The sequence below is a fragment of the Dorea sp. ICN-14282 genome (assembly GCF_037890115.1).
In the GTDB taxonomy this organism is placed as follows: domain Bacteria; phylum Bacillota; class Clostridia; order Lachnospirales; family Lachnospiraceae; genus Dorea_B; species Dorea_B phocaeensis.
Genome location: NZ_JBBKBH010000002.1, coordinates 399,150 through 412,901 on the forward strand (window position 1 = coordinate 399,150; position 13,752 = coordinate 412,901).

The 13,752-nt window shown below is 43.9% G+C and carries 11 protein-coding genes; 1 reads left to right on the top strand and 10 read right to left on the bottom strand.

From position 1 onward, the window contains the following. Positions 1–63: 63 nt before the first annotated feature. From WKT00_RS07360 to WKT00_RS07380, 5 genes are all read right to left on the bottom strand, one after another. Positions 64–423, bottom strand: coding sequence for an arsenate reductase family protein (locus tag WKT00_RS07360; RefSeq protein WP_173814989.1), 360 nt, complete (start codon positions 421–423; stop codon positions 64–66). Between the two features lie 118 nt (positions 424–541). Then, the gene (locus WKT00_RS07365) at positions 542–1,897 is read right to left on the bottom strand and encodes a GntP family permease (protein WP_340262531.1); all 1,356 of its coding nucleotides are present in this window, start codon (positions 1,895–1,897) and stop codon (positions 542–544) included. Next, the gene (locus tag WKT00_RS07370) at positions 1,878–2,627 is read right to left on the bottom strand and encodes an SDR family NAD(P)-dependent oxidoreductase (RefSeq protein ID WP_340262534.1); all 750 of its coding nucleotides are present in this window, start codon (positions 2,625–2,627) and stop codon (positions 1,878–1,880) included. Before WKT00_RS07370 ends, WKT00_RS07365 begins: the two co-directional genes overlap by 20 nt. 20 nt (positions 2,628–2,647) lie before the next feature. Continuing rightward, positions 2,648–4,120: an MFS transporter gene (locus WKT00_RS07375; RefSeq protein ID WP_159459856.1), complete on the bottom strand. Its 1,473-nt coding sequence runs from the start codon at positions 4,118–4,120 to the stop codon at positions 2,648–2,650. A gap of 46 nt (positions 4,121–4,166) precedes the next feature. Further along, positions 4,167–6,095, bottom strand: coding sequence for an NAD(P)/FAD-dependent oxidoreductase (locus WKT00_RS07380; RefSeq protein ID WP_101695107.1), 1,929 nt, complete (start codon positions 6,093–6,095; stop codon positions 4,167–4,169). A 215-nt stretch (positions 6,096–6,310) separates the two neighbouring features. On the opposite strand from WKT00_RS07380, the gene WKT00_RS07385 reads away from it, so the two are divergent. Beyond that, positions 6,311–6,910, top strand: coding sequence for a TetR/AcrR family transcriptional regulator (locus tag WKT00_RS07385; RefSeq protein WP_340262538.1), 600 nt, complete (start codon positions 6,311–6,313; stop codon positions 6,908–6,910). A 57-nt stretch (positions 6,911–6,967) separates the two neighbouring features. On the opposite strand, the gene WKT00_RS07390 is transcribed toward WKT00_RS07385, so the two are convergent. The 5 genes from WKT00_RS07390 to WKT00_RS07410 all read right to left on the bottom strand — a co-directional run bounded on the left by WKT00_RS07390 (position 6,968) and on the right by WKT00_RS07410 (position 13,746). Continuing rightward, positions 6,968–9,256, bottom strand: coding sequence for a leucine-rich repeat domain-containing protein (locus tag WKT00_RS07390; protein ID WP_340262540.1), 2,289 nt, complete (start codon positions 9,254–9,256; stop codon positions 6,968–6,970). A 211-nt stretch (positions 9,257–9,467) separates the two neighbouring features. Then, positions 9,468–11,216, bottom strand: a complete 1,749-nt coding sequence (gene dhaL, locus WKT00_RS07395) for a dihydroxyacetone kinase subunit DhaL (RefSeq protein WP_101695110.1) — start codon at positions 11,214–11,216, stop codon at positions 9,468–9,470. A gap of 27 nt (positions 11,217–11,243) precedes the next feature. Continuing rightward, on the bottom strand, positions 11,244–11,807 hold the full coding sequence (locus tag WKT00_RS07400; RefSeq protein WP_340262542.1) for an SIS domain-containing protein: 564 nt from the start codon (positions 11,805–11,807) through the stop codon (positions 11,244–11,246). A gap of 11 nt (positions 11,808–11,818) precedes the next feature. After that, a complete protein-coding gene (locus WKT00_RS07405; RefSeq protein ID WP_340262545.1) occupies positions 11,819–12,709 on the bottom strand; it encodes a sugar phosphate isomerase/epimerase family protein in 891 nt (296 codons plus the stop codon). A gap of 29 nt (positions 12,710–12,738) precedes the next feature. Then, positions 12,739–13,746, bottom strand: coding sequence for an ABC transporter permease (locus WKT00_RS07410; protein WP_101695113.1), 1,008 nt, complete (start codon positions 13,744–13,746; stop codon positions 12,739–12,741). Positions 13,747–13,752: the final 6 nt, after the last annotated feature.

Sequence of the window (13,752 nt, forward strand, 5' to 3'; positions counted from 1 at the left end):
ACGTGGGCTGTCCTATAAGAAGGACAGCCCACGCTTTCTTTTCGGCTTTTTTCACTTTTATTTCTATTTTTCTAATTTTTCAGTCCACTCTGCTTCTTTGAATCCCGTCAATACCACGTCATCCCCAATTGCGAGCGGTCTTTTTACCAGCATTCCATCCGTTGCCAGAAGCTCTAGAATCTCTTCATCCGTCATGGTCGGAAGCTTGTCCTTTAAATTCATTTCGCGATACAGCATTCCACTCGTGTTCACAAATCTCTTAATTGGAAGCCCGCTCTTTTGATACCAGACCGCCAACTCTTCTGCCGTCGGATTCTGCTCTTTGATATGGCGGTCCTCATAAGCAATCCCGTGATCATCCAGCCATTTCTTAGCCTTCTTGCAAGTGGTGCACTTTGGATATTCTATAAATAATATGCTCATACTTTTCTTCTCCTTTTCCATGACTGATTGTCTATTTTTCTGTATTTTAGCACAGCTTATGATCCTTGACAATATCGCTTCAAAGATCTTTAACTGGCTTTTTGAAAACCAGAAAGGCTTAAGGAAGATATGGGAAGAAATACATCACCAGCGCACACACCAGTGTTCCACACGCCGTTGCAAGGGTAGTTGCCACAAACATCGGCGGATAACCGCCCTTCATATCCAGATCCGCTATACCAAGGTTGATAATCACGGCAGTTCCATAAGGCAGTGTATCTACAATTGAGCACGCAAAACAGGACACCCGGTGTACGAACGCCAAGGAAAGTCCCGCCTCTGTACATCTTTCCGCAACGATCGGAACTGCAATCCGAATTGCCGCAGTAGACGAACTGGTCAGCGCAGCAATCATACAAACCGCAGCAATCAGAATAACAGCAGGCGAAAGATCTAAGCGAAATACCGCGTCGAGCATATTCTGAAATTCTGGAAGGCTTTGTACAATCGTAGTAAATCCTACGATGGACCCAACTGCACTGACCGGACCAAAAGCCTGTTCCCCAGCAGCCTGCATAATTTTTAAAATCTCCGCACGTTTTTTTCTTCCTCTGCCTGGCAGATATTTCCAGAACAACACCAAAGACAATAACCAGGCAATCATTGTTGCCGAAAAAATATTAACTTTAAAAAGATTAAACAGAACAACCAGCACCAAAAGCGGAATCAACGAAACCATTGCGTTTGGACATTTCGCATCACTTGTCGCAACGACATCTCTCGGTCCGTATGCAAAACGCTCCCCTCTGGCAACCGCCTTCTTTATCATAACTGTCGTTAGCACCGTCGTAACCAGGATTTCCACGATACATGCTGCAATTCCGCCTACGATACCTTCATAAGAAGAAGTGCTAAGCGCCTGCATTGCCAGAATATTCACCGTCTCGGCAGATCCAGGCGCCGACATCGCAAATGTATACACTCCACAGGATAAGATTCCCATTACGAACCGTTTGGGAACATTCGCTCTTTCCATCAGCCGCAGGGCAATCGGATACATGGCCATCAATGTGACAAGCGCATTCAGACCGCAAAAAGCGAGCGCTCCCGATGCCAAAGCCATCGCAAGAATGCAGGATACATATTTTCTCGTTGCGCCCGCGTCCTCTTTAAAAAGAGCATTTGCAATCATATCTCCCACAGCATTGACAGCTCCAGACCGATTGTACACCTGTGCCAGCAGACTTCCCGAAAAAATCAGTGGAAACAGAGACTGAAAGCTTGTACAAAAGCCGTCAAAAAAAGTTGTCATCATGGTTTCCCCATAGGGAAGTCCATTCATAAAAATCACAACTGCGGCAGCGGCAATCCCAACCATAAGAGGACTCCACCTGCGCATCATCAGGCAGATTACCGCTGCAAGCCCAAGAAAAATACTAACGTAGCCCATAACTCTAAACCATGGTCGTTCCACCGTTTGGTGACACAACCTGGCCAGTAATAAAATCAGAAGCCAGGAAATATCGCACAAGGTGGCACATCTCTGTCACTTCTCCTGCACGCTGAAGCGGACAGGATTTCGTACGAGTCTCCATCAGAACCGGATCTGTCTTCACCGCATCCCAGTACATATCTGTTTTGTGTGCCCCCGGCGCAATTGCATTCACCTGAATATTGTACTGGCCAAGATCAAGCGCCATCGCCTGCGTCATTCCTCGAACCGCAAACTTAGAACTTGCATACGCAATAGAACCAGGAGCCGCACGCAGACCAACCGCCGAACAAAGATTAATAATCTTCCCAAAATGATTTGCAATCATAAGGTCCACAAAATGACGATTCATAAAGAAAGTTCCTTTTACGTTAACGTCAATAATATCACAAAATACTTTTGATTCTATCTTATCACTGGGAACGTTTGCATAGATTCCCGCGTTATTGACAAGGACGTGAAGGTCTTTCCCCATCCGCTCTTCCGCCCATTTACGGAACACAATTATCTCCTCTTCGTTCTGCACCGCCAGCTTAAATGTTTCTACTCGAACTCCAAACGCCTTCTCAAGGCGGGCTTTTACCGCTTCGGCTTTCGCCGCGTTTCCATTATATGTAATGATTACATTGTAACCTTCTCTTGCAAGCTCTTCGGCAATCGCCGCTCCAAGCCCGCGAGAAGCTCCCGTTACAATTCCATACTTATCTGCCATGTTCTCTTTCCTCCATTTTGCTATTCTACCGATCCGTTTTCCTTGATTTTACGGCTAAGTAATGCAGATGCTGCCACACCAATCAAGCCTGCGATACCAGCTACAAACATCGCCGCTACATATCCTGCTCCACTTGCCGCTACCTGCTCTACACCAGCCGCTACCTTGCTTGCCGTCACGCCATTGGCAACAGCCTGCATCACTGCAAGTCCAACACTTCCTGCAATACAGATCGCAATGTATGCCACTGCATTTCCATCTGCCATACGGCTCTCTGGAAGATATTCTTCCGCCGCGTTGTAACAGAGCGTCACACAGGATGCATGTCCCAGACCTCCGATAACGGAGATAAAATAAATCATGCCAAGGCTTGTTGTCGGCGCAAGGAACAATCCATACATGAAGCAGTTTGCGCAAACCAAAAGCATCGTAATAACAAGAAGTGCTTTACACTTTCCAGTCTTTTTATAAATATATCCATACACGGTAGGCATTACCAGCGTTCCAACCGAAAAGATCGTAAACGGAATTGCAGAAATTGCCGCCGACAGTCCCATCACTACCTGCATATAGTAAATTACGAACACAAACTGTCCCATACATACCACGCAAGAGAAAAACGACTGCAGGAAAATCATGGTGCAGTTACGGTTGTCTTTAAATAGTTTAATCGGAAAGATTGCAGTGGAACCCAACCTATATTCAACAACAATAAACACTGCAAGGCTCACGAATCCAACCGCCAGAAGCGTCAGAATCGCCGGACTCGCCCATCCCCATGCGTTACCAAAGTTACATGCAAGTACGATACAGCACACCCATACAACGAAAAGAATCGTTCCCTTTACATCAAAAGATTTTTCAACGTAATTCCGCTGGGTCGTATCTTTCGGTGTGAAAATCATCATACTTATAAAGCCGACTGCCTGAATTGCAATCATTACGAAATATACAGATTCCCATCCCCACTTATCAATCAAAACTCCTGCAAGAGTAGGAACCACGATCGCTGCAATTCCCTGTGTAATTCCGATAGACGAAAGCCACATCGCACGTTTGGACGGCTGCCAGATCTTATTCATCATTGCGATCATGTTAGCAACCATACCTGCGTTTCCAATTCCCTGAACCATAACACAGATCAGGAACGCCGCAAGGTTTGGCGCAAATAACGTACCGATGTCACAAAGGATTACGATCAGCAAGGATCCTCCCATAATCTTACGAATTCCAAGTTTCGGAATCAAAAACATGGACACAGAAGTTGCCACTACCATAATTGCAGTCTGAAGCGCTTTGCCCGCCGAATAGTACTGCCCTGCATCCCAGTCTGCCATAATATAGGATGTACACATAGAAAATGCACGCATATAAAAATGAATTCCAAAAAATCCGATTAATAATGCGATGGTTACAATTGCTCTTTTTGCTGGATCAATATATACGAGTACGTCATCCTCGTCATTGATCATGGTCTTTGCTTGTGTTGACATAATTTCCCTCATCTTTCTTTGTTCGTATATGATTCTTCTGTATTTCTTAGTCTTCTTCCAGGACGCGAATACAATGATACCCCTGGTGAATCGCATTGATAATCTTTCCTGGCTTTACATTGTCTCCAATTTGGACACATTCAAATCCCGCCTTTAAGATATCCATATAAAGATCCGAATTCGCTCTGTATCCTGTCGCGAACACCACGCTGTCACAATTAACCTTTTGGATCTCCCCATTCTTAGAAACGAGGACGCCGTCGTCTAAAATCTCGCTCACCTTTGCGCCGCACAGTAATGCTACACCCGAACGTTCTACCAGGTAACGGATATTCTGATGATTTGCCACAAAGCTTTCTCCCGCCATCAAGATATCATCCAGCATCTCAATAATGGTAACCTCTTTTCCCTGAAGCTTAAGTTCACATGCAAGTTCGCATCCTACATCTCCTCCGCCGATAACTACAACTCTCTGCCCGACCTGCTTCTTCTTCATGAGAACCGGAATCGCCGCACTTACATGCGGTTTATCATGCCCCGGAACCGGAATAATAAAGGGGCTGGCTCCCGTCGCTACAACCACATAGTCCGGATTTTCTCTTTTGACATCCTCGATATCAACCGCCGTGTTCAGGTGAAGGTCTACCTGGAACTTCACAATCTGTCTCTTCAGATATTCCACCTGCTCCCTGACATCTGTTTTAAAGCTCGGAGCTCCCGCTGCCGCCATCGCTCCTCCAAGATAAGTATTCTTCTCGTACAGGGAAACTCTATATCCTCTCTCTGCTGCCGTTGCCGCCGCCTTTAATCCTCCCGGTCCCGCTCCAATCACCATGATCTTCTTATCCGTCTTCGCCGGTGTCAACTTAAATTCTCCTTCTCTCATTCCATGAACATTCACTGCGCACGGTCTTGAGTGGCCTTTCATCGCATTGAAATGGCATTCTGCACATCCAATACATGGATTAATATCATCCAGATTCCCATTCTTTACTTTATTCGCCCAGTGCGGATCTGCAATCAATCCATGTCCAATCGCAACTAGATCAATCTTGCCTTCTGCAACCGCAGCTTCTGCCACATCCGAATGGTTCAGTTTGCCATGTGCCATTACTGGTATCTTCCCTGCAATCTCCTTAACCATAGGCGCCGCTTCCAGGTCAAATCCTGCCGGCTGATAAACAGAACTTACCATTCTCCAACGACAGGAATAAGAGCCGCGTCCAAAATGAATCATATCTACCAACCCACTGTCAGCAAGATATTTTGCAATTGCGATTCCTTCCTCCAACGGTCTTTCATCATCCATACTGTCAATCGTCATCTTGATAGCAATCGGATAATCTTTTCCACAAGAACGGCGAACCTCCTCTACAATTTCTTTTAAAAACCGCTGACGGTTCTCAAAGCTCCCCCCATATTCATCGGTACGATGGTTCCATTTGGCAGAAGTAAACTGATCAATCAGATATCCGCCGTACGCATGAAGCTCTATGATATCTACCCCTGCATCCTTCGCAAGCTTTGCAGATTCTCCCATCGCCTTAACCAGACGCTTTACACCGTCCGTTGGAAGCGCTCGGCACTTCATCTCCGGAACATAATAATTCGGAATCTCACTAGATGAGTAGGGTGGCGTATGCGGATCTATCCAGTTCATGCGCCCGATTCCCGGCGAAAGCTGGATTCCAAACTTTGCCCCGTAAAAGTGCACTCGTTCCGCCACCATCTGAAGCATGTAGACATCTTTCGTATTCGTCAATTTCTGACAAGGCGCCGGCTCAAACTCTGTTGATGCCACCACAGCTCCAGTCAAAACCAGTCCACATCCTCCTTTTGCTCTCTCTCCATAGTATTTCACATCACGCATGTTAAACGCATTCGTGACGTCGGTTGTTGTTCCCATGGGCGCCATAACGATTCTGTTTTTCAGTGTCAGGCTTCCAATCTGAATGGGCTCAAATAATTTGTTCATTTCTACATTCCTCCGTCAAAACTGTCAAAACCATATAGAATATTAGGTTTTCAGATGATATAATGAAACAAAGTATACTTTCCGTATGCTTTGCCCAAATTATGTTACCTCGGTAACATAATTGGATTTTAGTCTTTTGTCAATCTTTTGTCAATCTTAAACATTCAATACTTTTGCAAAAACAGCATATTACACGAAATTATAGAGGTGAAATTATGGAAAAAGCACAAAAAAAGAAAAGAAAAGGAGAACTTACCAAAGAGCGTATTCATAAGTGTGCAATGGAACTTTTTACTAGTTTTGGCTTCAAAAATGTTACTATTGTGCAAATTTGTGAGGCGGCAGGTGTTACAAAACGTACCTTTTATTATCACTTTTCCTCAAAAGACGATATTCTATCCGATATAAACGAGTACGTCGGCATCCATTCCCAAGAGCTTCTGAACTCCTTCGCCGAACCCTCTTCCAATGTAGATATTCTTTGGAAACTTCTCGGCTCTTATAGCGAAAATGCCAAAGAACTCGGTCCTTCTATCATTAACCGTCTTTACACCACGACGCTTCAAGGAAAAGAAACCGCCGTTTTCCCTGAAGAAATGTACTTATACCAAACCGTTATCCGAGTAATCCGAAACGCCCAGTTTGAACACGAGATTCCTGTCACTTCTCCGGCCGAAAATCTTGCGTACGCCTTATACCATGCATTCCGAAGTGTTTCCTTTACCTGGGCAGCCGGCAACAGCCAGGGAGACTTAATGGACAACTACCGCGCGGTATTTGACACGATTCTCGGCCTTGATTCTGGCAAAGGATAAAAAAATCAGAAGGGTAAACTCTATCAAGGAGTTTCCCTTCTGATTTTAAGTTAACTTCTACAACCTTTTTCTTCCAAATCCCCACATAACGCCTGCAAGTGCTGTCACAGCCAGTATGCTCCATAAACCAACGAACGACTCATCTCCTGTCTTCGGGATTTTCGTCACCTCACCCTTTCCAGATGGTTTGCCAGTTGATCCCTCCGGCTTTGGAACAGATGAATTTGTTCCGCCTTCTCCGCCGCCTGTCGCGCGTGTCACAGTAACATTCTTTTGAACAGCATTTTCATATTCCACTTCACGGAACAGATTTTCCTTTATCTCATAAGGGAAGGAAAGTCCTGTCAGTTCCAGCACAGCCTTACCTTCTGCGACTGCTTCTATCTTGTTGCCTTCTGCCCGCAGCACATTCTCATCAGAAGAGATAACCGCATAATTTTCACATGGTTCCTCTCCATAAGAAACTGCTAATTCTAATTCACTTCCCGCTTCTATACTATCCTTTAGATTCATCTGGAAACCGTCTTCAATCTGTGCATCTTTTTTAGAATACACGAATCTCGTACCCATATTGAGAATTTCAATCTGAGAATCCCTCTTTAAAGAAGCAGGCTGTATTCTTACGTAAAATACATCGTTCATTTCTTCCGGTGCAAGCGTTAATGTAAATCCATTCTTTTCTCCTGCCTGCCACTGCGGATCGCGTGTAGATGTATACACCTGAGTTCCTTTACTGTTGTTTACCGTAATCCAACTGATTTCCCGGTCATTTGGAAGCTTCACTTCATATTTTCTAGACGTATACTTACCTTCTGCATTTGGCTCCTGCGCCAGATCAAATACAATATTATTTCCAAGATTCAAAGGATCTGTTGGTGATACATACAAGTTGTAAATCTTAAATTTCTCTGGAATCTGATATACCGTATCATCGCCTGCCACCTTAAATGCAATCGTCGGTTGCAAGGTATAATTACCCTCCGGTATTTCCGTTCCGGTCTTTCCTGCGATCTTAAATGACAATGTATTTCCTTCGGTCTTTAACTCATATGCCTCAAAGATTCCCTGATCGAATTTGTTGCTTCCCATTCCTACTGTTCCGGTAAACTCAACGGATACCTGCTCTAATTGAACCGGATTTCCATCTGCATCCACAACGGTTCCTACCATAGCCTCATCTGATACAAAGAGATCGTTTCTGGTATCCATATGCAGATTCACACGATTCTGATCGGCAATATTTAAAGTGAAGCTATACTGCGCATCCTGTGTAAGATGAATTGGCAGATAATATGTAAAATCCGTCATCTCATATGCAATCTGCAAATTTGCAAGAATGTCCTTCTTGTTTCCTACGATATTCTCATCCATCTCGATAACCGCCACATTTTTCTCTGCATCGTAGGTAACAGACGCGCCCTCAACTTCTTCTAAAAATGTCACCGTCTTGGTTGTCGGCGCCTCAAACATTTCTGCCCAAAATGCATCCACATCCTCAAACCCTTTAATTTCCGGCAGCAGAACCTCTACGGATCCGCCTTCTTTTGGTACACGCACTTCCTTCGGATCTCCGGAAGTCTTCTGATTTACAGTTCCTATCATCAGTTCGTCACTGGATCCAAAATTGTCAATGTACAATTCATTTAAGAGCGGCTTTAATACGGTAAAGTCCGTAATATCATTCACACGCACCAGAATGGTTCTTAAGTTCCCACTGTCCACAAGCGGCTTCAAACAACTGATGTCCTGAATCAAATTGCTCTCAAGGCTTAGATAATTCAAATTCGTCAACTCGGCAAGCGGTGTAATATCAATTTTTGCAGTCTGACGGTTCACATAATGCATATCTAAGAATGTCAGCTTTTTCAAACTGGTCAGCGGTGAAATATCTCGAATCTTGTTATTATAAATATCCAGATATTCCAAATTTTTCAAGCTTTTCAGCGGTGTGATGTCCGTCAACTCGTTTCTATGAACATCCAATTTTTTCAGTTTTTGTAAATTTGCAATTGGAGATAAATCTGTAATTTCATTCTCCTTCAGATGCAGTTCTTCCAGATTCACCGCGTACTCCAGGCCCGTCAAATCTGAGATTCCATGTGTATGAATCTGTGTATCACTGTCAACAGTCGGAATATTCGTTGTATCCAATGTTGTCAAAGATTCCATTTCCTGCCAGGTAATCGGTGCTGTCTCCTCCTTCTTTAATGTAACATTAATCAATTTCTTTAAATATTCGTTTGGAACATTTACCTCCACACTCCCATCTGCTGCCTGTACTTTCATTCCTCCCACAAAAATACTACAGATCAGCATTGCTATCACAATTGCAGCTTTTTTTCGCATTCCCTGCGCCCTCCTTTTCTTTTGTTCCTGCTTTATGGCAATCCTTTTCTCCTTGCTGTCGATTGTAGTATAGCATCCGATTATTGTTTCTACAATAAGTATGATTTTTTTGAATATGTTGTACTATTTATGCAATTTTTCTATATCCAAAAACTTTGCAAGCAGCCTTGAAGTACAGTAAGAATTATCTATATCCGTTCTTTTATTTTCTCTAGTATTTCAATGTGCCTTCCACGAATTCTCTCATTCCCTGGAAAATCAGATATACAGAGGTTGCACCTGCATCCTGATGTCCAATTGCCCTTTCCAAAAGAGATTTCGCACGTCCGAATTTTGCTACATATTTCTTGGTATCTTCCATACCGATCCTCGCCGCTTCTTCTGCTTGTTTCAGCATCTCCAGCAGTCCAAGATCTGCATTTTTCTTCAACGCCTCTACAGCCGGTGCCAAAGCGTCCACCATCGTTTTATCTCCAACTTTGGCGCCTCCGCGCTCCTGAATGGCTGCCAAGCTCTTCTCCTCCATCTCTGCAAGATCAAAAGCTGTCAGAACATTTTTCGATTCCATACCTTTGGCACCTGCCAGGTATAAACTTCCAAAAATCACTCCAGACGCGCCGCCCATGGACATCAACATTGCCTGCCCCGCTTCTTCAAAAATACGGTATACATTTTCCTGATCTTCCAACTTCAGAAGCTTTCTCTTCGCCTTCTGCATTCCACCTGCCATGCCAATGCCATGATCTCCGTCTCCAATCGCACTGTCAATTTCTGTCAAATATGGCTTGTTTGCAATGATTTTATCCGCAATGTAAAGAAGCATATTCCTTGCATCTTCTACATTCAGTTCTTCCAGAACGCCTTCTTTACTTCGTATAATTGGAGCCGCTTCTATATCAGACTCGTCAAATTCGATTTCCTCTTCTTCCTGCGCTTCCCAGGTCACCTGCTCTGCTGCTCCCTTTGCATAATATGGTGAATAACATGGTGCATCGTAGTAACTCTTAAGCTCTTCATCCAACTTTAAGAAAGTAATGGAAAATCCACCCATCTCCATACAAGTACAATAGGTTTTCACCTCTGCATCATAGACCTTCAAACCATCTTTGTGCATCCGTTTATATAATTCATAATAGACCAGATTTAATTCTAAAAGTGGGGTTGATCCAAGTCCATTGACTAAAACTGCTATTTCATCCCCTTCTTTCAGATTCATTTCTGCCTTCAGCTCGTGGTACATGCGGTCTACCATCTCGCTGCACGGCATCATCTTGGTACGCTCAATTCCCGGTTCCCCGTGAAGTCCCATACCAAATTCCATTTCATCATCCGCAATTTCAAATGTAGGTTTTTCATTTCCAGGTAAAGTTCCCGGAGACGTTGCTAAGCCGATCGTATTTGTATTGTCCCGCGCCTTCTCCGTGATTCGCACTACCTCTTCTAAACTAAGTCCTGCATCACACGCCGCACCAGCGATTTTAATCGTATATACATCACCAGCGATTCCTCTTCTATCCGTGATCCTTTCCTTTGGCGCTGATGCAAAATCATCCCACTCTCTGACATGCGCCGTCTGAATTCCCTCTTTTTGGCACATTTCCTCTGCCATATCAAAATTCAGATTGTCCCCGGCATAGTTTCCATATACGAACAAAACACCTTTTCCCTGATCAACTGCTTTTGCAGCTTCCATAATTAACTCTGGATTTGGAGATGCACACACGTTACCACATGCAACCGCATCTGCCAGTCCCGCTCCGCAATATCCGGTAAACAAAGGCTCATGTCCGCTTCCGCCGCCGATCACCAGCGCAACTTTGTCTTTTCTGTGCCCTTTATAAAAAAATGCATTATACTCTCCTATTTTTTTATAATATTTCTGATAGGCCAGCAAATAACCTGTAAGACTTTCTTCCACCACATTTGATACATCTTTATTTAAGATTTTTTTCGTTCCCATAAAAAAACGCCTCCTTAAATGCATTCTCTATTCTATATTCCGATGGTTCTCTGCCATTCCTTCAAATGTAAGCCCTGGTGTCTCGTCTACAATCAGCATAACGATGATATCAAACATAAGTAACAGACACTGCTCAAAAAGATTTCCCATCGGCTGAAAAGAAGGAACCACCTCATCGGTTCCGCGGTACACAGACGCCGGCACAAAGAAGACTTTGTCTGCCACATTCTTGGCCGTCTCTCCACTTGGCGAACCGGTAACAACATAAATCATTGCCCCCGCCTCTTTGGCTCGCCTGCATACATAATCAATATGTCCGATTCTGCCGTCTCCAAGCGTTGCGACCAGCAGATCGCCCTCTTTAATAGCCGGAGTCGTATCATCCCAGATCCAGTGAATCTCTTTTCCCATATGCATCAGGCGCATGGCAAATGCTTTGGTTGTCATCCCTTCCCGACCAACTCCAATAAAGAAAATCCTAGGATGCTTTTTAATCTCATCCATAAATTCCCTCATATTTTCCTGATCCATCTTTTCAAATACCTGACGATGCTCTTCCTGTATTTTCCGATAAATTTCTTGATACTCCATATCTTCTCCTTTTAGCAACCCAGTTCTCTATGCAGATAATCCATTGTCTTTTTCATATTCTCATAGACACGATCATCATCGTCTTCAAATATCGTAACAACCTCCAAATACTGTATCCGATCATCAAGACCCGCCAGGCTGGTTGCCTCTTTGATCTTCTTGGGCGTTACAATTCCATCCTCGTGTGTAAAATCCCAATGCCGATCCCATTTTCCATCCGTCTGCTGTAAATGAATGGAGCCAATATACGGCGCACATTTTTGGAACCACAAATCAATATCCGCCTCTTCCTTCAAAAGGGGTTCATAAAGCGCATGCCCCCAGTCAATCAAAAGCTTCACCGGGATATCGGTATCCTTTAAATCCTCCATCATCTTCACAGACACCTCTGGGCTGTGCGGAAACTCTGTAATCAGCGGTGTTGCTTCAATATGAATCTCCTCCAATCCATTCTCACGTCCATATGATGCCAATTTTCTTATGTACTGAAGCATATCCTGATACCGCTCCTTGCGCTTCACCGGATCTTTTGCATCTTCATAAGACATTCCTCCGACCGGAGTTCCCATCACTTTCGCTCCCATTTTCACCGTCAAATCAATCGCTCTTTGAAAGAACATAAAGGCACACTCACGCTGCTCCTTAGACGGTGCCAGCAGATGAGCATAAGTATAGGAAGCCAGTCCGCCAAAAGTTGCATCTATCTTGACCCCTACATTCTCAAATGCTTCCTTGTACTGAATTGCCAGTTGGTCTCTTAACTCTGTCGGCCACCAGGGATCAATCAAATCCCAGGTGAACTGCACATGCTCCACGTTGAAATCATTCTTTATCATGTCTGCCAGACGTACCGGATCCAGCCAGCGCTTTACTGCAAATGACAAATTCAATCCCAAGTTCATTTTCATTCCTCCTTTTCCTTCGGATACACTTAATTCAGTTTAATTCTCTTCTGTCTGTTTTCTCGTACAATATCAGAAATAGAGCTGAAGGAAATCGCAATTACTACCACGATTCCACTGACTGCTGACTGCCAATATGAATTGACACCAAACAGTACGATAATATTCTGAATAATCGTAATCACGGCCGCTCCAATCAGAGCCCCTACCGGATTACCTACTCCTCCAGTCAGTGATACACCACCGATAACGGACGCTGCAATGGAATTCATTGGCCAGTCTTCTCCAATCGCAGTCTGCGCAGATCCCAGACGGCATACATATAAAAGTCCTGCCAATGCGGAAATCAGTCCTACGATAGAATAGATCATAACACGGATGCGATCCACTTTAATTCCCAGGATTTTTGCCGCTTCTTTACTGTTTCCAATTGCATAAATATAACGTCCTGTCTTTGTCTTTTTCACCATGAACAAAATCAGAATCAAAACTGCAACACAGATAATAAATGGAATCGGGACAGGACCCAAAGACTGCTTTCCAAGTACCTGTGTATCCGCCGGAATACCTGTAACCGCTTTTCCCTTCGTGATCACCAGTGTAATTCCTCCATACACGCCCTGCATTCCAATTGTTGCAACCATGGAGTTCAGACGAAGGCGAGTAATGATCATTCCATTGATAAATCCAAAGATAAGACCGAGAACCAGTCCGATAACCAAGCATAACCATGGATTTAATCCTACATTTACCATAAGCATTCCTGTCAGGATTCCACACAAGCAGGCCATCTTTCCAACAGATAAATCCAACTCTCCTACTAGAAGAAGCAACGACTGCGCAATACCGATCATTCCGATAAACGCAAGATCTCTAAGCACTGACTGCAAATTATAAATATCCAAAAAATACGGCGAAATAATGCTGGCAATAATAATCATCACTACCAGGATTGCCAGCATCGCTGTCATATTACTCTTTTTCAATGCATTCAGGAACGTATTTCCTGATTTTCCCTGTGTCTTTTCTTTACTCATAATTCA

What these genes read in the sequence shown, in the direction of transcription:
- WKT00_RS07380 (WP_101695107.1), bottom strand. Translation starts at nt 6,095, where the DNA reads ATGAACAAATTATTTGAGCCCATTCAGATTGGAAGCCTGACACTGAAA.
- WKT00_RS07390 (WP_340262540.1), bottom strand. Translation starts at nt 9,256, where the DNA reads ATGCGAAAAAAAGCTGCAATTGTGATAGCAATGCTGATCTGTAGTATT.
- dhaL (WP_101695110.1), bottom strand. Translation starts at nt 11,216, where the DNA reads ATGGGAACGAAAAAAATCTTAAATAAAGATGTATCAAATGTGGTGGAA.
- WKT00_RS07360 (WP_173814989.1), bottom strand. Translation starts at nt 423, where the DNA reads ATGAGCATATTATTTATAGAATATCCAAAGTGCACCACTTGCAAGAAG.
- WKT00_RS07405 (WP_340262545.1), bottom strand. Translation starts at nt 12,709, where the DNA reads ATGAACTTGGGATTGAATTTGTCATTTGCAGTAAAGCGCTGGCTGGAT.
- WKT00_RS07375 (WP_159459856.1), bottom strand. Translation starts at nt 4,120, where the DNA reads ATGTCAACACAAGCAAAGACCATGATCAATGACGAGGATGACGTACTC.
- WKT00_RS07385 (WP_340262538.1), top strand. Translation starts at nt 6,311, where the DNA reads ATGGAAAAAGCACAAAAAAAGAAAAGAAAAGGAGAACTTACCAAAGAG.
- WKT00_RS07400 (WP_340262542.1), bottom strand. Translation starts at nt 11,807, where the DNA reads ATGGAGTATCAAGAAATTTATCGGAAAATACAGGAAGAGCATCGTCAG.
- WKT00_RS07370 (WP_340262534.1), bottom strand. Translation starts at nt 2,627, where the DNA reads ATGGCAGATAAGTATGGAATTGTAACGGGAGCTTCTCGCGGGCTTGGA.
- WKT00_RS07410 (WP_101695113.1), bottom strand. Translation starts at nt 13,746, where the DNA reads ATGAGTAAAGAAAAGACACAGGGAAAATCAGGAAATACGTTCCTGAAT.